This window comes from Mycolicibacterium holsaticum DSM 44478 = JCM 12374, from assembly GCF_019645835.1.
In the GTDB taxonomy this organism is placed as follows: Bacteria; Actinomycetota; Actinomycetes; order Mycobacteriales; family Mycobacteriaceae; genus Mycobacterium; species Mycobacterium holsaticum.
Genome location: NZ_CP080998.1, coordinates 5,491,246 through 5,512,527, shown reverse-complemented (window position 1 = coordinate 5,512,527; position 21,282 = coordinate 5,491,246). Strand labels below are relative to the sequence as shown.

Sequence of the window (21,282 nt, the reverse complement as noted above, 5' to 3'; positions counted from 1 at the left end):
GAGCAGACAATTGGACGAGCTGGCCGCCTTCGTTGACTCCGCTCCCGCGCTACTCGAAAGAACCTGGGGCGACGCCACCGCCGCGGAGACCGGCGACATCGGAAAGCTGTGGGGCACGGCGGCCGAGCACGGCTGGTTCGAACTCGCCGACGCCGGTGCGCTGGATTTCGCGATCGCCGCCCAACGGGTGCTCGGGCGTGTCGCGTGTCCGCTGCCCGTCCTGGACATGTACGCCGCCGCAGAACTCCTCGACGACGAAGGTTTGCGCAGCGGAACACTGCGCGCGGTGCTCACATCCGACCCGACCGCACCAGTCGACGCCGGCGGCGCCGCCACCCATGTGTTCGTCGTCCCGGCCGCAGGGGGACGCGGGCAACTTCGGCCGATCCTCGAACAGGTGCCACTGGCGGGGTTGGCCATCCCCGCATGGACGCGGGTGCGGTTGGGCGCGCCGGTGACCGAAGTCGGCGTCGACAGGCATCGTGCCGAACGGGCGTTGATCCTGGTGCGGCTCGGCAAGGCCGCGCGTGCGCTGGCGGCAGCCGAGTACGCGCACGAGATGGCGATCGAACACGCGAAGACGCGGGTCCAGTTCGGCAAGGTGATCGGCAGCTTCGGCGCAGTCCAGCAGCGCACCGCACAGTGTCAGATAGACATCAGGTCCGCCAATCTGCTGGTGGCCGATGCGATCTCGGCACTGCAACATGATCGCGCCGACGCGGTGCTGATGGCAGAGCTTGCCACCGCGCACATCGCCACCGTCGCACCCAGGGTGCAGTTCGGTGCGCATCACACGTTGGCGGCCACCGGCTACTTCACCGAACACCAAGCGCCGTGGCTGTTCCGGCGAGTCCACGCCGATGTCACCATGCTGTCCACGATCGAAACCGGCACGGGCACCGTCGCGGACATACTCGTCGAGACCGTTGCCAAACTGCCTGCGGCCGACCTCGGGGATGTGGGTGAGGCGTTCCGCGCCGACTACGTCCGCTTTCTCACCGAGAACGGCGCGCGAGACAGGGCCCCGACGCCGATCGACATGAACCCGCAGTTCATCAGCGCGATGGCCGAACAGGGCTGGTTGGGCTTCGGCTGGCCCACCGAATACGGCGGCCGGAACGCGTCGTTGTCCGAGCAGGTGGCGCTCAACGAGGAGACGACCTACCACCGGGTCGGCGCCACCAAGGCGCTGGGATCGGTCACCCTGATCGGATCGTCCATCCTGCGCCATGGCACCGAGGAGCAGAAGGCGAAGTTCCTGCCGATCATTCGGTCGGGTGAGTTGAATTTCTGCCTCGGCTACTCCGAACCCGAGGCGGGATCGGACCTGGCGTCGCTGCGAACCCGCGCTGTCCGCGACGGTGAGAACTGGGTGATCAACGGCCAAAAGCTCTGGACGACAAATGCGCACGCCTCGGAGTGGGTCTGGCTGGCCGCGCGTACGGATCCCGACGCCAAACCACGACATGCCGGCATCACGGTGTTCCTTTTCCCGTTGGACACCCCGGGAATCACCATCCAACAGCACACCGCCCTGTCCGGTGAGGTGTCGTGCACGGTCTTCTACGACGATGTCCGCGTACCGGATTCGGCCCGGGTCGGCGAGGTCGGCGGCGGCTGGGCGGTGATCGTCGACGCCCTTTCAGAGGAACGGATCCTGATGGGCAACATCGCGGCGGCGCTGCACCGTCAGCTCGACGATCTGCTGGACTTCGTCGCCGATGACCCCGTGCGCCTGGTGGGCGAGCGCGGTTCGGCCAAGCGGGCCACCATCACCGACCTCGCGGTCCGTGTGCAAGCCACCAGAGCGTTGGTCACCGCGGCGGTCCGGGCCAGCGCAACCGATATCGGCGCGATGTTCGACGCGGCGATGGCCGGCGTGATGGGCGGAGAGCTCGCCGAGGACTTCGGCCAGGCGACGTTACAGATCTTCGGACCCGCTGCCGCACTGAGCGGCGACGGGACGGACACCTCGATTCCCGGCGGCGGTGCGTTCGAATACGGGCTGCGTCAGTCGATCATGTACGTGGTCGGGGGAGGCACCAACGACGTGCAGCGCGGACTCATCGCCCGCGGGCTGGGACTACCCCGGTAGCACACCGGCCGCGGGTGTCACGCAGGATCGGGGTCGCGGCGGCGCCGTGACGTCCGGCGCGCGGCGGTGCGGCGTTCCCAACCGATGTAGGCCCGCAGCACACGCGGAAGCAGGGGGCCGTAGGGCGGGGTGATCAGCTCGGCGAAACTCACCGGTAGCTTGCTCCGTGTCACCGTGCGGTGATGGGTGAAGGTGTCGAACCCCGTCCTGCCGTGATAGGCGCCCGACCCGCTGCGACCGACCCCGCCGAACGGTGCCTCCATGACAGCGCAGTGCAGCGCGAAGTCGTTGACCGCGACGCCCCCGCTTTGCGTTCGGGCACAGAACGTCTCGAAGTCGGAATCGGTCTTGCCGTACCAGTAGGCAGCCAGCGGCGCGGGGCGTGCTGCCACGTATGCGCAGACCTCGTCGAGGTGGTCATACGGCAGGACCGACAACACCGGGCCGAACACCTCCTCCCGGCTGATGTGCATCTCATCGGTGACCCCCAGCACCACGGTGGGCGGGATCCGCCGGCTGGTGCGGTCAAGTGGGGTGCCGGCGTCGCGCACCGTGGCTCCGCGCGCCCTGGCGTCCTCGATCAACGACGTGACCCGGTCGAAGTTCTTCGCGTCGACGATGCTGACCAGCCCCGCATCCCCGTCTTCCGAGGCGGCCAGGCGCCCGCGTGCGAGCGCCGCGGTGACAAAGGAATCCACCTTGGCGCGCGGTACGAAAACGTAGTCGGGACACAGACAGATCTGCCCGCCGTTGGCCACCCGGGCAGCCATCACACGGTGCGCCATCGCCGGCACATCGGCGCCGGGCGCGATGACGGCGGGGTTCTTTCCGCCGAGTTCGAGCGTGACGGGCACCAGGTTCTGTGCAGCGGCGGCGGCGACCTTGGCCCCCACACCCGGTGAGCCGGTGAAGAACAGGTGGTCGAACGGCAGCGCGCTGAACGCCGCGCCGACGTCGGCGCCCCCGGTGATCACCGTCATCTCGACCGGATCGAAGTACTCGGGCACCTTCGCGGCGAAGAGTTCGGCGGTGCGCGCGGTGACTTCCGAGAACTTGACCATCACCCGGTTGCCCGCGGCGAAGGCGGACGCCGCCGGTTGAACCACCAGGCTGATGGGGAAGTTCCACGGACCGATGACACCGACGACGCCGAGCGGCTTTTTCTCCACCACGGTGGGCATGCCCATCAGCAGCCCGGATGTGATCCGCTTCGGGCGCATCCACGCTTCGAGGTGGCGCCTGGTGGCCTTCATATCGGGCAGGATGCCCACCACGTCGGACAACAGGTTCACCGCGTGCGGACGGTTACCGAAATCGGCGTGCAGCGCCGCGGAGAACTCGTCGGTGTGCTCGGTGAGCAGCAGGATCAGCCGGTCGATCCGGTCGCGTCGCAGCGCCGCCGACGGAGGGCCTGCGCTCAGGAAATCTGAGCGCTGGGCGTCCAGCAGATCCCGCAGGGCCGCCGAGGATCCGTCGGCGTCGGTACACACCAGATGTTCGATGTCACGCGACATTGCGCTCCGTTCGGGAGTCTCGGTCCGGTTGGTTTGACTGCAGGCGGCGGGCCAGCGGGAGGGTCACCGCCGCGCAGGTGAGGAGCATGACGAGGCCGCCCAGACGCTGATCGGTGACACCCGACAGCCCGAACACGGTGTCGTGGGCCATGATCGAAGCGGGCAGGATGACGGCCGCCAAGCCTAAAATAGCCGCGACCTCTTGGCCGATGATGAGCGCGCGGACTCGCGCGGTGATGGCGACGCGACCGCCAGTGCGTAGGATGGCCGCCCAGTACACGATCCCGACGCCCACGGTCAGCATAACGAGCCACAGCGGGACACCCTGCAAACCAGTGGCATTGGTGTGCACACCGGGAAGATGTAGTCCGATCAACAGCGCCGCATATCCCGCGACCGCCGCGACGACCAACAGCGTCCATGACGATGAACGGGCGGCAACGGTGGCCGGGCTACCCCGCCGCGCCGAGATCAGCAGCAGCGGTGCGGCCACCAGCAGAATTTCCAGCACGACCATGCCGACGAGGTGCGAGCGCAGTGCGATCACGCGGACCGGCTCGGAAGCTGCCAGGCAGATCAGTCCGACCGCGCTCAGCGCGGCGGAAATCCGGTTGCGGCTCAGCAGCCACCAGAGAAACACGACGGCCGTCGCCGCGGCAGCGGCCGTGATCGCCGGGCTCCAATGTGCCGGGGTGACGTGCGTGTGCATGCCGGAATGGGGATCACCCGACGAGGTGGTCTTGGTGGACCCGAACAGGACGACGCCCACCACCACCGCGACACCGATCTCGACGCCGGCCGCCAGCCACAACCGCGGCCAGGACCGTTGCGCGTCGGACGGCGCGCTGACCTCGACTGCCGGCGCGGCCATCACGGGTTCTTGATCAGTGCCGGCAAGCGCTTCTGCGATACCAGGCGTGCGGCGAGGGCGGCGAACGTCGACCCTTTCCCGACGCGCGCCTGTACCCTTCCCGCGGCCAACGCGTCGTATCCGCTGCGGGCCACCTCGACCGGGGAGCCGGCCTTGTTCTTTTCGAACATGTTGTGCAGCAACGATTTTCCTGCGAAACTGTCGATGCCTCCAGCCTGGGCGAACTTCGTCTGCGTGGCGCCCGGGGTCAGACAGGTGACCGTGACGCCGTAGGGCTTCAGCTCGGCGGCGAGGGCAAACGTGAACGTGTTGACGTAGGACTTGCTGGCGCCGTACGCGGCCATCCGCGTCGACGGCACCATACCCGCGGTGGAGCCGACGTTGAGAATCTTGCCGTGGCCGCGTTGCTTCATGGCGCGTCCGAACAGCATCGACGTCATCGTCAACGTGACCACGTTGAGCTCGAGCATGTCCGCCACCCGCTCCGTCGACAGGTCGACGGCCTCACCGAAGCAGGCGAACCCCGCATTGTTGATCAGCACGTCGGGAAGCCAGTCGTTGACGTTGCACCACTGCAGCAACGCGCCGGCCGCGTCCGGTTTGGCGAGGTCCATCTGAAGGGTCTGCAACCTCGAGGCGCCGAACCGGAAATCCTGCGGGAGCTGATCGAGCTCATCTTGAAGCAGGCTGACCGCGAGGACCTCTGAGCCGTCCCGCAGGAACAACTGGGTGAACTCCTTGCCGATCCCCGACCCGGCGCCGGTGATGAGGACTCTCTGCATGGGTGAAACGCCCTTCTTGTAGCGCGCGCCTAGGGCGCGGGAGCCAGCGTGACTTCGGTGCGTCCGGTCAGATCGACCGAAACCGTTGCGCGACCGCGGCTGTCGGCGACCACCAGGTCGTCCACCGCACCCTGGACGCGGTACTGCGTGCCAGGAACCAGCCGTTGGATCTCGAGATGCGTGCGTGCGGGTTCGGCGCCCGGCCGCAACACCAACCGCAGGTCGGTGCCGTCGGTGCGTGCCGCCGCGACCAACACGTCGGGGTATGCCGCCTCGGCCAGAACCGGTCCGTTCAGCGTGGCCGCGCCGGGGCCGTCGGTGATCAGCGCGCGGAACCCGCCGGGGGCGCTGAACCGCGCCACCGCCAGCATCGCGTTCATGTTGGTCGACAACCCGTCGTACCAACGGGTGCCGTTGACCGCGGTGGGCGGGGTTTGCCGGTCCAGCGACGCCGCGAGGAGGTCGTAGAGTTCGGTGTCCCCCATCTCGGCGGCGCCCCACATCACCGGGATGAACGAAGCCACCGAACTCTTCTTGTAGTTGCCGGTGTCGATGGCGTCCCATCCCCGCAGCGCGATCGTGGGTTCGACGCCGGAGGTGTCGACGAACTCGCGTCGGACGATGGTCCAGCACCGTTGCGCCAGTTCGGAGTCGAAGGCGTGCAGCATGGTGGCCAGCCCGCTGTCGGCGATCGTCGACGTCAGCATGGGGATGGTGACCCCGAGACGGGCGGACCGGATGGCGGTCACCCGGCCGTCGGGCGTGATGAACTCCTCGTGCAGTGCACGCCGGAACTTCTCACCGATGGAGTCGACGAAGTGGGTGTCGTGCAGTCGGTCCGAGAGCATCAACGTGTTGATGCCGGTCATGTTGCACGCGCTGTAGACCCAGTTCGGCTCGCACGGGAACAGCGTCATTTGCGAGCGCGCCATGTTGTCATGCACTGCGGCGCTGACCATGTCGTGGGTGTAGGGCCACGTGCGCTTGCCCAGCCGGAAGGGCAGCGCACCGCGGCGGCGGTACCGGTCGTCGCCGGTGTTGGACTCGTAGGCGCCCAACATCATGCCCAGATAGCCGGAGAGCATGACGTTGTCGCGCTTCATCGGGTCCCAGTCGAGGCTGAGGTTGCCCCAGGTCTGCTCGTAGGCCCAGTAACGCCACACCGGCGGCAGCGTCAACTTGTCGATCAGGTTGCGCTGCGCTGCCGAGAGATAGCCGTGAAACGAAGGGGTGAAATGTAATTGGGACATCGCCAGCGCATACTGCAGAAAGTTGAGCTGGTAGCGCGTGGCTGCGGGCTGGAACTGGTCGACCTTGGTGAACCCGTCGAACCTGTCCAACGGCTGCAGGGCCCGATCGAACAGTGAACGCATCGTGGCCAGGTCATCGACGGAAAGCTCGGCGCGGACGGCGTCTTTGGGGCGCGGATCGATGCGCGGCACGGTGGCGAGGTAGCTCGCGCGCGCGCGTCCACGTTCCTGGGCGGCGCGAAAGGCGCGCCGGCGGGCCACGGTTCCGGCCGCTGCGGCGGTCACCAGTGCGGCGGGAACGGCCAGGCGGGCGCCGTCCCATGTGCGGTGTCCGCGGTCGGCCTGCCTGCGCGCGTCGTGCGCGGCGGCGAGCCACACCAACAATGGCGCCAGGATATTGCCGCTGCCGAACCACGCCACCAACGACGCGGCGAATCCGGAAAGGGTGGCCAGGAATCGGAACGGGCTGCAGGTGTAGAGATAACCTCCGCCGGGAACCAGCGTGCCGAGTGCCGCTGCGCGGTGTCCGGGGCGCCTGCTGAACCTGGCGATCACGCTGGCAGCGGTGCCGATGAGCGCCGCGCCGATCATGCTGCGCCGCAGCAGCCGTCGGACCGCGGGACCGTTTGGTTGGCTGGGGACGATCAAGGGGTACCCGACATCGGTGGTGTCGTGTTCGGGTTCGACCGCGGACAGTGTCATCGTGACGTGCTCCTCGATGTCGTCGTGGAGTTGAGGGGTTCGGGCGACCACCGGGCGACGGGCACGGCGTTACCGCGGCCTCCGTTGCGGCGGAACCGGCGAGCGACCGCACCGAACAGCGCGGCGGCCAACGCGCAGCACGCCATCAGTCGCGCCAACCGGAGAAGAGCAACATGGGGTCCCTTCCGCGCCCGCTGGGCGGGCATGATTTCCGCCGAAGTCTAATACCGACGCGACCCGTCGGCAATAGGGTGGGGGGTGCGGTGTCTAGACTCCGAGCGACGAAAGGACACGGAACGCGATGAGTGCGGGCCAGGCCGACGCGGCCGGTGGGCGTGCGGAACAACCCCGCACGCGACCACGCAAGCCGGGGGCGGGTCGCAGGCGCGACCCGACGATCGACGACCGCGTGCGGCAGGCGGCCCGCACGCTGTATGCGCGTGAAGGCTGGGCGGGCTTTCACTTCGAAGGCGTGGCACGGGCAGCCGGGGTCAGCAAGGATGCGGTGTACCGCCGATATTCGGACGCCGAGGCGCTGCTTCTGGACGCGCTTTCGGCGCAGCCCCTTCCGCTGCTCGCCGACGATCGTCCGGTCGAGGAGGCGCTGGTGGCCTTCGGCCGCGACGTGTTCGCCTATTTCGCGAGCGGCAACGGCTACGCCAACCTGCGTGTGCACATCGACGGCCCCCGCTACCCCAATGTGCTTGAGCAGTACCGCGATCGAGTGGTGGAGCCGCAGATAGCGCAAGCAGTCTCGGTGCTCGAAAAGGCCAAGGATGCCGGCGCCATCGACCCCGACACATCGACCGGCGCGGTGGTGGAGGCGCTGGGCGGCGCGGTGATCGTCCTGGCGCTGGCGGTGGGTGCGCGGCTGGACGACGACGGCAGGCCCGACGCGACCGTCGTACGGCAACTGACCGAGGTGGTCCAGCAGATCCTCCATGGCCGGCTCACCGATGCGCCCAGCTCGACCACGAAGCGAAGAAGCTGACGTCATTGCTGATACCGCTGCGGGGCGACGACTGGCGGCGTTCCTGGCGCCTTGGCCGAGTTCACGCTCGCGCGGAGGAACTCGAGAACGCATCCCGCGGCCACGCGCCATTGCGGATCGAGCATCATGTCGTGACAGGGGCCGTCGAGCAGCACCGGGGACACCCCGTAGGCCCGGGCGGTGGTGCGCTGGCTCTTCTCGCCGAACAGGGCGTCGTCGCGGCTTCCGATCACCAGCATCGGTGGAAGCTCGGATGGGACGTGCTCGAAGCGCTGCAGAAGGTTCCGGATGGCGCGCCGCGATTCCGGGCCCAGATGGGGCCGATAGGCTTCTGCTTCCTGAAGGCTCAGCCTGTTGCTGAAGAACGGGGTGTCGTTCACGCTGGAGCGGCCCGGCCGCCCTACCGCAATCCGAATGGCGTTGACCAACGTCCGTGGCCGGTTACCCCGCAACGTGTCGGCGAACTTGCTGCGGCCCAAGCCTCCCGCGGTCGCCGAGGCGAACAGCACGGCGGCGGACACCGTGTCGGAATACCGCGCCAGATACCGCTGCAGAACCGCCCCACCCATGGAGTGGCCGATCAGCACCGGCTCGCCGCCCAGCCTTTCGACCACGTGCACCACATCGTCCACGTAGTCGTCGAGCCGCAACTCGTGCAAATGTGTCCGGCCCGAACTTGCGCCGTGCCCGCGCAGGCTGACCGCCACCGTCTCGAAGCCACGGTCGGCGAAGAATCGAACGAAATGGTGCCAGCACCAGGCGCCGTGGCAGACCCCGTGGATGAGCACCACCGGCGGGGCTGACGTCCTCGGTCCGGCCCGCAGGACTTCGAGGTGACGGTCCGGGAACGTCCACATCTCGTTGCTCAACGGCGGTTCTTCGGTATCCATGCGGCGGCTTTCGGGTCGTCACTCAAGGAGGCTGGCGGCGATCCGACGGCGGTGCAGGCTGGGCGAACCGTAGGTGTGTTGAAGCGCCTTGGTACGTCGCAGGTACAGGTGCAGGTCGCACTCCCAGGTCACCCCGATCCCGCCGTGCAACTGCACGGCGTCGCCGACCACCGAGACCGCATGATCGGTCGCCACGGCTTGTGCTAAGGCCACCGCCCGATCGGCATCGGCGTTCTCGGCCAGCGCCCAGGCCGCGCCGTAGACCGCCGAACGGGAATTCTCCACACCGACCAGCATGTCGGCGAGCCGATGCTTGACCGCCTGGAACGTGCCGATCGGAAGGCCGAACTGGTGTCGTTCGACGGTATAGCGCGAGGTCATGTCCAACGCTTCGGCCGCGGCGCCGGCCGCTTCGGCAGCCGCCAACGCCAGCAGCAACTGGCCCGGACGCGGATTCGGGCCGTCGGCCGAAAGCAATTCGGCGTCGGCGCCGTTCAGCTCGGCGGCGGCCGCGGGCCGGGTGCGGTCCACGGTCGGCAACGCCACGACATCGGCGGCGTCGGTGACGAACCAGCGCATCTGATCGTCGACCAGGGCGGGCAGCACCAACAAGGTCACGGCAGAACCGTTGGGAATCAGCGGTATTCGACCGTCGAGCCGCCACCGCGCACCGTCTCGGCGGGGGTGAACGGCCGCCAGGTGGTGATCGGCGCCGACGACGATGCCCGCGACCGTCTCGCCACGGGCCAACGGGCCGAGGATCCGCTCGCGTTGCTCAGCGGAGCCGAGAAGCGCGATCGTCTCGGCCGCCGCGGTGTGCTCGCTGAACGGGACCGCGCCCACCGCGCGCCCCAATTCCTCGGCGACGAGGACTTGTTCGACCGGCCCCGCGCCGCCGCCCCCGTCGGCTTCGGCCAGCCCGACGCCCAGCAGACCGGCGGCCGACAGCGCACTCCACAACCCTTGGTCGAGACGCGAATCGGTGTCGTAGAGCGCTCGCGGCCGGCCCCGGTCGCGACACAGCTCGGCGACCAGGGTGCGCAGCGCGTCATGTTCGGCGGTGAATTCGAACTTCATGCATCAGCCCAGGGGTCTCGAGGTTGTCCGAGGACGCGTTCGGCAAGCACGTTGCGTTGGATCTCGGAGGTGCCCCCGCCGATGGTCGACGCGCGGGTGCGCAGCCAACCCAACGCCCATTTGCCCTTGTTGGGGGCGTCCTCGGCGCCCCGGTCGAGGACGCCGAACTCACCGCCGAGGTCCAGGGCGAGTTCGTGCAGGTTCTGTTCGACGTGTTGGCCGAACAGCTTCGACATCGACCCTTCCGGGCCCGGCTCCTGTCCGGCCAGCACCTTGGCCAGATTGCGCATCCCGTTGAGCCGCACCAGTTCCACGTCGATCCAGGCCCGTGCGATGCGGTCGCGCCAGTGCGGATCATCAGAAGCGCGGATGCCGTGCGGATCGGGGGTGTTGGCCAAGGCGATGGCCTTGCGCAGCGTGGTGGTCAGGGCCATCTGCTGACCCATGAACAGGATCGCCCGTTCGTTGGCCAGCGTCGTGCGGGTGACGTTCCAACCGTCGTTGAGCGTGCCGATCACGTTGGTCAGCGGTACCCGGACCTCGTCGATGAACACCTCGTTGAAATCCGCGTCGCCCGAGATCTGGCGGATCGGCCGGACGTCGATACCCGGCGCGCTCATCGGCACCAGGACGAAACTGATGCCCTCGCGCTTGGGCGCCGCCGGGTCGGTGCGCACCAGCGCGAACATCCAGTCCGCGACGTGCGCGCCGGAGGTCCAGATCTTTTGTCCGGTGATCACCAACTCGTCACCGTCGACCACGCCGCGTGTGCGCAGAGCGGCGAGATCTGAACCGGCGCCGGGTTCTGAAAAGCCTTGACACCACACCTCCCGACCGTCGAGCATCGGGGGTAGGAAGCGTTGTCGCTGTTCGGGAGTGCCGTGTGCGATCAGGGTCGGTCCGCACAGGTTGATGCCGATCCGTCCGGCCAGCGGCGGAACCCGGCGCTCGGCGGAGATCAGGTAATAGAGCAGTTGTTGGCGCGCGGTGGCCGCTCGTCCGCCGAACTCCGCAGGCCAACTGATCGCCGCCCAACCCCCGGCCGCCACCTGCGACTGCCACCTGCGACCCGCGCGGTGTTTGTCCGCAGGGGATTTCGCCGCGAGCAGCTCGTCGTGGATCGCCGGAAGGTGTCCGTCGAGCCAGGCCGACCACTGCGACCCGAAGGCAGCGTCCGCGTCGGACAGATCGATGTCGAGGTCGTCGAGACCGCGCGGCGACGGCGTCGACGTGTCATCCTGCACGATGAATACTATAACCTGGTTGTAGGTTTAAAGGTCTAGGGGTCGGAGTGGTCGTTGTTCGATGAGCGTTGGCCGGAGGAAGCCGAAGAGTTGGCCGCCGCCCTCGAGGCCGTCCTGGTCAGGCACTGCCCACCCGAGTTCCTGAGCACCATCGAGCACGATGCGGCGACGGGTCCGGGCGACCGATCGGCACAGTTGGACTCCGCGGTGGCCGAGTTCGGGCTCTGGGAGCTGCCGAACCAGCCCACCCTGCTCACCCGCGCGGCGGTCACCCTCGGCGCGCACCTCGCGCCGGTACCGTTCGTATCGGCCATGCCCGCCCAGGTCGTGCTCGGCCAGGCCGGGGTGGCCAACGGCGTCGATCGTGCCGTCGTCCCGGCGGGGCTGGCCCGGATCGTCGTCACGGCCGGAAACGACGGCCTGGAAATCGTTGCCGCACCCGATGGTCGCAGGCGCAGCGCCGGCGGCGAACCAGTCGTCGTGCTCGACGGCGCGCGGGGGCAGTCCACTGCGGTCGACGGTGCCGCCGACGCGGTCCGGGCCTGGGGCTTTGTTCTCGAGGCCGCGCGCCTGGTCGGTGCCGCCCAGGCATTGATCCGGTACGGCGTCTCCTACGTGTGCGATCGGCGTCAGTTCGGCGTGCCGGTCGGGAGCTTCCAGGGGGTGTCACACCCGCTGGCCGATGCGGCCACCTCCGTACAATCCGGCGATCTGCTGATCCGCCACGCCGCCTACCTCGGCGACCGCGACGGCGCCGTCCCGCTGTTTGCCGCGGTGATGGCCGCTGCGAAGGCGCGTACCGCATCACGACAGGCCGCCGCCGTCGTGCACCAGGCGCTGGGCGGTTACGGCGTCACCGTCGAAGCCGACTGCCAGTTGTACTCGCGGCGGATCCGGGCGTGGACCGCGGCGATGCCCGATCCGGGCCCCTGGCTGGCCGAGATGGCTCGGACCCTGGCGGATCCGGCGACCCGCGACCAGGTGACCGACTTGTGGCAGTTCGACCGCGGGTTCACGCTGCCACGCTGGGCGCGCGAGAGTGGTTGACACGCAACCGCTGAGCACGTGGAAGAATCCGGCGCGTGGGTGCTGGGCGAGCTGCGGGTTCCGGGGCAGGCCGCGGCCGCCCACGGGATCCGGACATGGATGCCCGGGTGCTCGATGCGGCGCTTCGGGTGTACGCCGAACACGGTAAGGCGGGTTTCACGGTCGACCTGGTGGCACGGACGGCACGCTGCAGTCGGCCGGCGGTGTACGCGCGCTGGCCCACCCGCGAGGAACTGTTGCTCGCGGCCGTCCGGTCGTTTGACGCCAGCCTCGACGTGGCCGATGACGGCAGCGCACGAGATCAGCTGGTGTCGGTGGCGCAGCAGCTGCTTGAAGGCTTCGCCAGCGTGCACGGGATGGCGACGTTTCGCATCGTGCTCGACAGCCGCGACGACGAGGCGCTGCGTGCGGAGTGGGAGAAGATCAACACCGTGCGCTTACAGAGCGCGATGGAGGTTCTCGAACGTGGTGTGGCGCGGGGGGAATGGCGCGAGGACGTCGCGACGACCGAGTTCCTCCGAAGCTTGACCGGCGCGGCGATGATCGAGGGCATCTACACCCAGATGGCCTTTCCGGAGCGATTGTCCAGTGCCAGCGCCGAAGCACAGCGCCTTGTCGACTTCCTGTTGGACGGGCGGGCCTGAGGCTTGTCACGGCGTCCGAGGCCGGGTAGCGTGCGGTAGGCAAATTAACTGCACATAATGCAGTTAATTGTGGAAAGGACGCGGACATGCTGGAAAACCTGCCCCGCAGAGGCGATTTCGGTCATCAGCCGCTGGTCGGGTTCTTCCGTCCGGAGCCCGATCAACATCTGCTGCACAAGGCTTACTTCGGTCTGGTTCTGGAAGGCACATACTTCTACGGCATCATGGCGGCCGATGACGGCGAGTCGTATGCGTTCATCCGTAAGGCCGTCACCTACACCACCCGAGACATCTCGATCATGGCCGCCGACGAAACCGGGCTGCGGGTGCATCCCGCCAGCGCGCAGGGCGCCAAGGGGTGCAAGGTCGAGCGGGGGTACCGCGACGGTCACGAGACGTTCACCGGTGGATCCCCACGCGGCGCGAATTTCGCTGTCCGGCTGGGCGATCGCGGCTTCAGCTGGCAAGAGCAGGGCACCGACGGGTCGCTGCTCGACATCAGCGGAACCCTCGCCGCCCCCGGGTTTCAGGTCTTCGTGCCATGGCGCACCGAGGAGGGCGAAGGCGGCGAACCCGGTGAGCCGGGCGCCTGCTTCTACACGTCCACACCCTATTTCGCCGAAGGCACCATGCTGGGCAAACCGGTCAGCGGCTTCTTCGCGGTCGATCACAGCTATCTGCCCAACGGCGTCGGCTGGAACAATAGCGCGATCTGGATGCGCCTGCAGGGCGGGTGGAACGTCTTTGCCAACGAGTACGACGACGGCTCCGTCGAATGGGGCCACATGAGCATCGGCGCGGACCGGTTCCGGTTCGCCGCCGTGGCATCGGCAGACGCCGTGCTGGTCAACTCGCTGTCGGTGGACGCCAAGATCGACTGGCGCGACGCCGAATTCGTCGACCGGATCACCTTCGATGTCGGGGACGCGCAGCCGTGGGAGTTCGTCACCGACCCCAACGGCAAGATGGTCGACTTCTCGGCAGCCCGACCGGGCTGGTCCGGTCACACCGGCGTCATCCGGCGCGTCGGTGAGACGCGCACGTTGAAGCGGCACTGGGCCTGGCAGGAAGTCTTCCCGGCCCGCGTGTAGCGTCCGGGAATCCTGTCATGCGTGTACTGGTCACCGGAGCCAGCGGAGTCTTCGGCCGGGTCATCTGCCGCGATCTGGTGCGCCGGGGTGCCGACGTGGTGGCGCTGGCCCGCCGGACGGTCGACATCCCGGGCGTGACGTCGGTCAGCGCAGACATCCGGGACGGCGCGGCGGTCCAACGGGCGATGGCAGGATGCGACCGGGTCGTGCATCTGGCGTTCCTGCTCGCACCGTTGCGTTCGTCGACCGGGGTCACCGAGATCAATATCGGCGGCACCCGAAACATCCTGCGGGCCATGGAGTCGACCGGGGCGAACCATCTGGTGTTCACGTCTTCGACGCTGGCCTACGGTCCGTGGCCGGACAACCCGGACGTCATCGGGGAGGAGCAACCGCTGCGGCCCCATCCGGATGTGCTCTACGCGCGCCACAAGGCGGTGTGCGAGGAGTTGATCGCCGAATCGGGGGTGCCCGCGGTGATCACCCGGACGTGTGTCGTCGCCGGGCGCGACATGGACAACTACGAGTTCCGTTTCCTGGCCCATCCGATGTTGGTGGCGCCCCGCGGACAGATGCGGCCATGGCAGTTCCTGCACACCGACGACGTCGGCCGCTTCCACGCGCAGGCCGCGCTGGGTGACCGCACCGGAACCGTCAACGTCGGCCCACTGGACACCGGTCTGACCATCGACGAGATCGCCGAGGTACTGGGAAAGCCGCTCGTGCGACTGCCTTTCGCGCTACTGAGGTCGGGCGCGCGTGTGGCGTGGCGCGCGGATCTGCTGGAGCTCAGCCCGGCCGACCTGGACGGGTTTCGCTACATGCCCACTCTCGACACGACCCGGCTCGTCACCGAGTGGGGCTACACGCCGGTGTACGGCTCGCGGGCGGCGCTGGCCGACGCGCGGGCCGGCGTGAAGGCGGTGACGTATCTGGGCACGGCGAAAGTGCCGACCCCGTGGCGCACCCCGGCGCCGGACCACCGATGGGCGCGAAATCACCTGCCGCCAAGCGATCATCGCGTCGATCCGGCGCCGCCGGGGCTCAGGGGCGAGTTCGACGACTATGTCGACGCCCGCTATCCGACCCTGACCACCGCCAACGTCGGGGAGGCGTTCGGCGGAACGCTGACCCCGATGTCCTTGATGGTGGGCCGGGACGCGCTGCGCCTGGCCGGCGCCATTCAGGTCGAAGTGCTCGGGATGCGCGACGAGGACGTCATCGCCGCCCAACGGACCTGCAGCATCGCGTCGGTCGGGCACCGCCTGTACACGAACCTGTCGGTGGTGCACGCCATGGCCGCCGCGATGCCGGGCACCAACGCCCGTGAGGTCGATGAACACATCCTCGGAATTCCGCACGTCGGCGACGATTTCACGGACCGCCAGCCGATGTCGACCGCGATCCGGTCGGCGTTGGGGGTGCCGGGCGCTGCGCTGCGGATGGCCGGGGCCGGCCGTCGGATCGCCGACCTCGATGAGCGGGTGCGGAGAATGTCGCTGCCTGCCGGTGCCCTGCGCGAACTCGACGGCAACGCGTTGCTGACGGTTATCGACACGTCTCGCGAACTCGTCCTGGACGCGTGGGCCTACAGCACCACCACCAACCTGGTCGCGTCGGCGGCACAGGCGCTGGTTCGACGGCTCGCTCCGGAACTGGACCTGGCGGCGATGCGCGGCGGTACCGCCGGATTAACCAGCGCCACACTGCTTTCCGGTGTGCGGCGGCTGGTCGAGTTGACCCGAGCCCGACCCGGCGTCGAAAAACTGCTTCGCGAGGAGCGGGGCGAGGACCTGCTGGACCGGATCGACGCCGTGGACCCGGGTTTCGCGAGAGCGTTTCGGCACCTGATCGCCGATGCCGGGCACCGTGGACCCGGGGAAACCGAATTGGCGAACCCGATGTACAGCGATCGACCGGAGCAACTCCTCGACGCCGTCCGCAAGGCGCTCGACGTTGCGCCGCGGCCGACGGCCGAAGCCCCGGACACCTCGGGTGTGGCGCGCCGGGCGATCGGGGTGTTGAACGCCGCGGTGCGCCGCCGCGAACGCTCCAAGGACGTCGCCGTTCGCAGTACCCACGCGCTGCGGTTGGCGTTGCGTGAGGTCGGTCGCCGGCAGGTGGACGCCGACGTCTTCGCTGACGCCGGTGACGTCTTCTACCTGGTGCCTGAGGAGGTCGCTGCGCCCGCCCGGTTCGTCGAGAAGATCCCCGCCCGCCGGACGGAGCGCGCCCGGCTGGCGGCGCTGCAGTTGCCGTCGATGTTCACGCTGCGATGGGAACCGTTGAGCTCCAACGCAAGTACCGCTGGGCCAGTCGACGTGTTGCGCGGGATCGGGGTATCCCCGGGCATCGTTCGGGGGCCGGTGCGGGTCGTGCATTCCTGCGACGAGGTCGACGACATCGAGCCCGGTGCGGTTCTGGTGGTCCGCGTCACCGACGTCGGGTGGACACCGCTGTTCGGGTGCGTCGCCGCGGTGGTCACCGATGTGGGCGGGTTACATTCGCATGCCGCCATCGTCGCGCGTGAGTTCGGTATCCCCTGCGTCGTGGGAACCCAACACGCCACGCTGTCCCTCGCCGACGGTGTTGTGGTCGAGGTCGACGGTACGAACGGAACTGTGATACCGGTGTAGCTGCTGTGCGGCCGACAGCGCCTGGGCCCAGACAGATTTGATGCTGCGGCCCGTTGCCTCGGCCACCGCGGCACAGTCCCGGTGCTCCGGTTTGACGTTCACGATCTCGTGGTCGAGCATCCCGAACTTCACCCCGATCCGATGACCGTCGACGCGAACGGACCCGAAGTCGCGCGCCAGGGACCACCGGTGCTCGACCCGCCGGACCCGCACGCCAAGGGTGGTGGTCCGCCGAAGGATGATGTGTGGGTCGAGAACTCGGATCAACCGGCAACGTCGAACACCGCCCAAATTAGCTAACCAGGTTGTACTGTTGTGCACAGGGCCGTTAGCCGATGAAAGGGGCGATGTTGGTCGACGTGCACACCACGTGCCGGATCTGTCAGCAGAAGTGCGGGATCACCGTCACCGTGGAACAGGATCGCGTCCAACGCATCGGACCTGACAAACAACACCCGTTGAGTTGGCGTGACTTCTGCGCGAAGGGCCGAACAGCGGGCGAACTGGTCCATCATCCGAGACGGATCACGACGCCCATGCGCCGGGTGGGCGATCGGTACGTGCCCGCCTCCTACGAGGAAGCGCGTGACGACATCACCACGCGGCTGTCGCGGATCCTCGCCGACGGCGGGCCGGACGCGGTCGGTTGCTTCTACGGAAATCCCGCCGGATTTCATCCCTCCGCGTTAGGCGGACTGCTGCGCTTTGTGATGACGATCGGCTCCGAGAACATCTTCAACTGGGGATCCGTCGACACCAACGCCAAGACCATGGTGTGCGGCGAGATGTACGGCGTCACCCTGATGCCGCTGATACCTGACGTCGACGCCTGTGACTGCTTTCTGCTGGTCGGCGCCAATCCCGCAGAGAGCAAGATGAATTGGGCGTCGGCAGTGTCTGACGGGTGGCGACGGATCCTCAACCGGGTAAAGCAGGGCGCGGACTTGATGGTCCTGGATCCCTATCGCACGCCCACCGCGGCCAAGGCCACCAGGCACTTCCAGGTGCGGCCCGGTGAGGACTGGGCTTTCTTGCTGGGGATGCTGAAATCGATCTTCGAGAACAACCTCGAAGACCGGTCGGCATGCGAAGCCGAACTCGGCGCAGCCGAACTGCGTGCGCTGGCCGCCGAGGCGGACTGGGGCGTGTTGACGGAGCGCTCCGGTGTGGCCCGCACCGACATCGACGCTGCGGCACGACGCTTCGCCACCGCCAAGGCGGCCGTGTCGCTCGCCCGTACGGGGCCGTCCCAAACGACACGTGGGACGCTGGCGCTTTGGCTGTCCGAAGTGCTCACCATCGTGACCGGCAACTGGGACCAACCGGGCGGCCGGTACTTCCAACGCGGCTTCGCGCCCGCAGACCTGATCCCTTACGACTTGACGACGGCTCACCGATCCCGGGTGGCCGGGCGCCCGGCGCTGGCTGGCGCTCACGCGCTGGCAGAACTCCCCGACGAGATACTCACGCCCGGGCGGGGCCAGATCCGAGCGCTGTTCATCGAGCACGGCAACCCGGTCGTCACGGGGCCGGACGGAGACCGCCTCGATGCTGCCCTGGCTGACCTGGACCTACTGGTGTGCGTCGATATGGTGCAGCGCGAAAGCCATCGTCACGCCGACTGGCTGATACCCGGCACGCACTGGCTCGAGCGTGACGAACTGGTCGATCCGATTTTCGGCACCCTCACTGAACTGCCGTTCGTACAGTTCACGCCGAAGGCACTGTCACCACCGTCCACGGTGCGCGAGGAGTGGACGTTCTACGAGGACCTCGGCGCCGCGATGGGCTTGGCGGGTTTCGGCACGCCCGATGCCGCCGCGTTCGAGACGCGCTGGCGTGAAGTGGTCGATGCGGGTGGGCGGACCACGTGGGCTGAGGTCAAGGCGAATCCCCACGGAATTCTGCTGGGGGACCGCGAGTTCGGCAATGCGCGAGCGATGGTCAACACTCCCGGTCACCAGATCCGCCTGGCGCCAACTCGGTTCCTCGACGAGGCGCGGCGGCAGCTGTCGGATGGGGCGGATACCGCGGTCGACCGACGATTCCCGTACTACCTCGGGAACCGTCGGCGGCCGGGGTCGATGAACTCCCACCTCAACGACCTGCCGAGTATCCGCCGTCTGCTTGACAGCAACTGCGTCGAAGTGCACGAGGACGACGCCGCCGCATTAGGCCTTCGGTCAGGCGACCGTGCCCGCATCAGCTCGCCGACGGCGAGCATAGAACTCGGTGTGGTCGTATCCACCAATCCCAGGCCCGGTACGGTGGTGATCGAACATGGTTGGGGCTCACGGGTTTTCGATCCGGTCAGCGGCGACGCACCTGACGTGCTCGGTGTCAACCGCAATGTGCTCACACCCGCGAAACACGAGGACCCGCTGTCGTTCATGTCGGGGTTCAACGACACCCGGGTCGCGGTGGAGCGCGTCGGCTACAGGTATTCGGACCCGCCGTCGACGTTGAGCAGCACACCGTTGACATAGCCGGCGCGCGCTGAGGCCAGGAACGTGATCGCGTCGGCGATGTCGTCGGGCCGGCCGAGCCTGGTGCCCCACGTCGCCTGACCCCAGCGACTGTTGGCGTCGGCGAAGTAGTCATCCTCGGTGCCACCGGTTTCCGCCATCCACCGCCGCCGCTTCTCGGCGATCTGTTCGTTGACGATCATCCCGGGCAGCACGGCGTTCGCCCGGATACCGCGCGGACCGTACTCGCGGGCGAGGTTCTTGGTGAAATGCGCCAGCGCAGCCTTCTGCGCCGAGTAGTGCGCCAGCCGCGGGATGAAGTGCCGCATCGACATCGCCGAGGTGGTGACGACGGCGCCCCCGCCCGATTCCAGCATCAGCGGGATCCCGGCACGGCACGCCCGCACCGAGGACATCAGCACCGACTGATACGCCCGGTCCCACCAGTCGTCGGGTTCGGTGACCGATTCCCCGACCTCACACAGCCCGATGGTGTTGACCAGGATGTCCAGCCGGCCGTACCGCGCATCGACGGCGGCGATGGCGTGTTCGGCCTGGTCGGGCTCGGTCAGGTCGGCCGCGACGGTCAGCGCCGACGCCGCGCCGGCCGCCAGCGCGTCGGCCGCCACCGCCTCCAACTCGGGCTTGGCCGTGTACCGGTACTGCTCGTCACCCTGGGAGTGGCCCCGCGAGCAGACCACCAGATGGGCTCCTTCGGCGGCGAGGCGCATCGCGGTGGCCCGACCCATCCCCTGGGTGGCGCCGAGCACCAGCGTCACCTTTTCCTGCAGACCTAGATCCATGGTGTGGATACCTCTCTCAACCTCGCGGCAGCCCGAGCCAGCGTTGCGCGATGATGTTGCGCTGAATCTCGCTGGTACCACCGATGATCGACAGGACCGTCGATGCCCGCAGAAAGTGCTCGGCGTCCTCGGCCAGCGGGTCGCCGCTGTCGCGGGTGTAGGCGTTCGGACCCAGCGCGTCGACCAGCCACTGCGCAACTCGCTGCGCGACCGCGGGGCCGTGCAACTTGCTCATCGACGCCTCGCCGCTGGCGGCCTCGCCGCGGGCACCGAGCGCGACCACCTGCTGGCCGAGCAGACGCTCGGCCTGCAGGTCCACCAGAAACTCGCCGATCTGGCGGTAGGCGGCCTCGTCGAGGTCGGCACCTTGGGCGCCGACCCGGTCGAGGTAGCGGGCCAGCAGCAGCCGGGCTTCACGCCCGCCGAAGCTCATCGAGCGTTCCATGTCCAGTGCCTGCGACATCATCGTCCAGGCCTTGCCTTCGTCGCCGATCAGGTTGCGCGCCGGAACCGACACCGTGTCGAAAAAGCAGGCGTTGACCCGCCATCCGCCCATCACTCGCACCGGTTGGATGGTCACTCCGGGGGCATGGGCGTCGATCATCAACAGCGACAGGCCGCGATGGCGGGTGCTGTCGGGATCGGTGCGCACCAGGGTGAAGATCCAGTCCGCCAGGTGTGCGCCGGACGTCCACATCTTCTGCCCGTCGACGACGAAGTCACCGGCGGGCGTCCGAAAGGCCTTGGTGCGCAGCGCAAGCATGTCGCTGCCCGCCTCGGGCTCACTGTAGCCGCCAGCGTAGCTCCACGATGCATCGAGAATACGGGGAAGATGTTCTGCGGCAAGGTCTTGCGGCCCGAATGTCGCCAACATCCAGCCGACCGCTTCGGCCTGCTCCAGGCCGTATGTCGGCAGCCCGGCCGAATCCAGTTCCTCGTGCGCGACAAACCGCTCGGTCTGCGACGCCGGACGCCCCGACGGTTCGGGCCAGCCCAACCCGATGACGTTCTGACGCACCAACCACGGGTTGAACAAGGTGGGAGCCTGCCGGTCACTTTCCAACTCGGCCATTTCCGCGCGCATCGCGGCCATATCGTCGGCGCTGAACTCGTCGATCGCGCCGCGCAGCCGGTCGCGCAGCTCGCGTTCACCTGCGGTGAGCCGAAATTGCATCGTGCA

At 68.0% G+C, this 21,282-nt stretch carries 16 protein-coding genes and 1 pseudogene; 7 read left to right on the top strand and 10 right to left on the bottom strand.

Translation table 11 applies throughout. The features are described from left to right. Positions 1-10: 10 nt before the first annotated feature. On the top strand, positions 11-2,095 hold the full coding sequence (locus K3U96_RS26270) for an acyl-CoA dehydrogenase family protein (RefSeq protein WP_220691604.1): 2,085 nt from the start codon (positions 11-13) through the stop codon (positions 2,093-2,095). 17 nt (positions 2,096-2,112) lie between these two features. Here the strand turns inward: K3U96_RS26270 and K3U96_RS26265 are convergent, their stop codons facing one another. From K3U96_RS26265 to K3U96_RS26250, 4 genes are read right to left on the bottom strand one after another with little or no spacing between them, the layout of a single operon-like run. Then, the gene (locus K3U96_RS26265) at positions 2,113-3,609 is read right to left on the bottom strand and encodes an aldehyde dehydrogenase family protein (RefSeq protein ID WP_220691603.1); all 1,497 of its coding nucleotides are present in this window, start codon (positions 3,607-3,609) and stop codon (positions 2,113-2,115) included. Next, entirely contained in the window at positions 3,599-4,480 is an 882-nt protein-coding gene (locus tag K3U96_RS26260; protein WP_220691602.1) for a cytochrome c oxidase assembly protein, read from the bottom strand. Before K3U96_RS26260 ends, K3U96_RS26265 begins: the two co-directional genes overlap by 11 nt. Beyond that, positions 4,480-5,262 (bottom strand): SDR family NAD(P)-dependent oxidoreductase, encoded by a 783-nt coding sequence (locus tag K3U96_RS26255; protein ID WP_220691601.1) that lies wholly within the window; start codon positions 5,260-5,262, stop codon positions 4,480-4,482. Before K3U96_RS26255 ends, K3U96_RS26260 begins: the two co-directional genes overlap by 1 nt. A 29-nt stretch (positions 5,263-5,291) precedes the next feature. After that, a complete protein-coding gene (locus tag K3U96_RS26250) occupies positions 5,292-7,214 on the bottom strand; it encodes a linalool dehydratase/isomerase domain-containing protein (RefSeq protein ID WP_165614146.1) in 1,923 nt (640 codons plus the stop codon). Positions 7,215-7,515: 301 nt separating this feature from the next. Here K3U96_RS26250 and K3U96_RS26245 point away from each other — a divergent pair, with 301 nt between their 5' ends. Then, complete coding sequence (locus K3U96_RS26245; RefSeq protein ID WP_220691600.1) at positions 7,516-8,205, top strand: TetR/AcrR family transcriptional regulator; 690 nt, start codon at positions 7,516-7,518, stop codon at positions 8,203-8,205. Positions 8,206-8,207: 2 nt separating this feature from the next. On the opposite strand, the gene K3U96_RS26240 is transcribed toward K3U96_RS26245, so the two are convergent. Genes K3U96_RS26240 through K3U96_RS26230 form a run of 3 tightly spaced genes read right to left on the bottom strand, consistent with a single transcriptional unit; the run spans position 8,208 to position 11,416 of the window. Beyond that, complete coding sequence (locus tag K3U96_RS26240) at positions 8,208-9,095, bottom strand: alpha/beta hydrolase (RefSeq protein WP_220691599.1); 888 nt, start codon at positions 9,093-9,095, stop codon at positions 8,208-8,210. An 18-nt stretch (positions 9,096-9,113) separates the two neighbouring features. After that, the gene (locus K3U96_RS26235) at positions 9,114-10,172 is read right to left on the bottom strand and encodes an acyl-CoA dehydrogenase family protein (RefSeq protein ID WP_220691598.1); all 1,059 of its coding nucleotides are present in this window, start codon (positions 10,170-10,172) and stop codon (positions 9,114-9,116) included. Continuing rightward, entirely contained in the window at positions 10,169-11,416 is a 1,248-nt protein-coding gene (locus K3U96_RS26230; RefSeq protein ID WP_220691597.1) for an acyl-CoA dehydrogenase family protein, read from the bottom strand. Before K3U96_RS26230 ends, K3U96_RS26235 begins: the two co-directional genes overlap by 4 nt. Before the next feature lie 54 nt (positions 11,417-11,470). Here K3U96_RS26230 and K3U96_RS26225 point away from each other — a divergent pair, with 54 nt between their 5' ends. The 4 genes from K3U96_RS26225 (at position 11,471) to K3U96_RS26210 (ending at position 16,834) form a co-directional block, all read left to right on the top strand. Beyond that, the gene (locus K3U96_RS26225) at positions 11,471-12,463 is read left to right on the top strand and encodes an acyl-CoA dehydrogenase family protein (RefSeq protein WP_069406036.1); all 993 of its coding nucleotides are present in this window, start codon (positions 11,471-11,473) and stop codon (positions 12,461-12,463) included. A 95-nt stretch (positions 12,464-12,558) separates the two neighbouring features. Beyond that, positions 12,559-13,107 carry a TetR/AcrR family transcriptional regulator gene (locus K3U96_RS26220; protein ID WP_069406035.1) on the top strand — a complete coding sequence of 183 codons (549 nt, stop codon included), beginning with the start codon at positions 12,559-12,561 and terminating at the stop codon, positions 13,105-13,107. Positions 13,108-13,193: 86 nt separating this feature from the next. Next, complete coding sequence (locus tag K3U96_RS26215; RefSeq protein WP_220691596.1) at positions 13,194-14,198, top strand: hypothetical protein; 1,005 nt, start codon at positions 13,194-13,196, stop codon at positions 14,196-14,198. A gap of 17 nt (positions 14,199-14,215) precedes the next feature. Then, the gene (locus K3U96_RS26210; protein WP_220691595.1) at positions 14,216-16,834 is read left to right on the top strand and encodes an NAD-dependent epimerase/dehydratase family protein; all 2,619 of its coding nucleotides are present in this window, start codon (positions 14,216-14,218) and stop codon (positions 16,832-16,834) included. Positions 16,835-16,924: 90 nt separating this feature from the next. Here K3U96_RS26210 and K3U96_RS27185 read toward each other — a convergent pair. Then, positions 16,925-17,047, bottom strand: a pseudogene (locus tag K3U96_RS27185) (hypothetical protein); the annotation flags it as partial. A gap of 122 nt (positions 17,048-17,169) precedes the next feature. On the opposite strand from K3U96_RS27185, the gene K3U96_RS26200 reads away from it, so the two are divergent. Continuing rightward, the gene (locus K3U96_RS26200; protein ID WP_230982301.1) at positions 17,170-19,320 is read left to right on the top strand and encodes a molybdopterin-containing oxidoreductase family protein; all 2,151 of its coding nucleotides are present in this window, start codon (positions 17,170-17,172) and stop codon (positions 19,318-19,320) included. Here K3U96_RS26200 and K3U96_RS26195 read toward each other — a convergent pair. Both K3U96_RS26195 and K3U96_RS26190 read right to left on the bottom strand, forming a co-directional pair. Next, on the bottom strand, positions 19,269-20,102 hold the full coding sequence (locus K3U96_RS26195; protein WP_220691594.1) for an SDR family NAD(P)-dependent oxidoreductase: 834 nt from the start codon (positions 20,100-20,102) through the stop codon (positions 19,269-19,271). The genes K3U96_RS26200 and K3U96_RS26195 overlap by 52 nt on opposite strands. A 16-nt stretch (positions 20,103-20,118) precedes the next feature. Then, positions 20,119-21,276: an acyl-CoA dehydrogenase family protein gene (locus tag K3U96_RS26190; protein WP_230982300.1), complete on the bottom strand. Its 1,158-nt coding sequence runs from the start codon at positions 21,274-21,276 to the stop codon at positions 20,119-20,121. Positions 21,277-21,282: the final 6 nt, after the last annotated feature.

What these genes read in the sequence shown, in the direction of transcription:
- K3U96_RS26245 (WP_220691600.1), top strand. Translation starts at nt 7,516, where the DNA reads ATGAGTGCGGGCCAGGCCGACGCGGCCGGTGGGCGTGCGGAACAACCC.
- K3U96_RS26190 (WP_230982300.1), bottom strand. Translation starts at nt 21,276, where the DNA reads ATGCAATTTCGGCTCACCGCAGGTGAACGCGAGCTGCGCGACCGGCTG.
- K3U96_RS26250 (WP_165614146.1), bottom strand. Translation starts at nt 7,214, where the DNA reads ATGACACTGTCCGCGGTCGAACCCGAACACGACACCACCGATGTCGGG.
- K3U96_RS26260 (WP_220691602.1), bottom strand. Translation starts at nt 4,480, where the DNA reads ATGGCCGCGCCGGCAGTCGAGGTCAGCGCGCCGTCCGACGCGCAACGG.
- K3U96_RS26210 (WP_220691595.1), top strand. Translation starts at nt 14,216, where the DNA reads ATGCGTGTACTGGTCACCGGAGCCAGCGGAGTCTTCGGCCGGGTCATC.
- K3U96_RS26265 (WP_220691603.1), bottom strand. Translation starts at nt 3,609, where the DNA reads ATGTCGCGTGACATCGAACATCTGGTGTGTACCGACGCCGACGGATCC.
- K3U96_RS26255 (WP_220691601.1), bottom strand. Translation starts at nt 5,262, where the DNA reads ATGCAGAGAGTCCTCATCACCGGCGCCGGGTCGGGGATCGGCAAGGAG.
- K3U96_RS26215 (WP_220691596.1), top strand. Translation starts at nt 13,194, where the DNA reads ATGCTGGAAAACCTGCCCCGCAGAGGCGATTTCGGTCATCAGCCGCTG.
- K3U96_RS26235 (WP_220691598.1), bottom strand. Translation starts at nt 10,172, where the DNA reads ATGAAGTTCGAATTCACCGCCGAACATGACGCGCTGCGCACCCTGGTC.
- K3U96_RS26200 (WP_230982301.1), top strand. Translation starts at nt 17,170, where the DNA reads ATGAAAGGGGCGATGTTGGTCGACGTGCACACCACGTGCCGGATCTGT.
- K3U96_RS26195 (WP_220691594.1), bottom strand. Translation starts at nt 20,102, where the DNA reads ATGGATCTAGGTCTGCAGGAAAAGGTGACGCTGGTGCTCGGCGCCACC.
- K3U96_RS26240 (WP_220691599.1), bottom strand. Translation starts at nt 9,095, where the DNA reads ATGGATACCGAAGAACCGCCGTTGAGCAACGAGATGTGGACGTTCCCG.
- K3U96_RS26220 (WP_069406035.1), top strand. Translation starts at nt 12,559, where the DNA reads ATGGATGCCCGGGTGCTCGATGCGGCGCTTCGGGTGTACGCCGAACAC.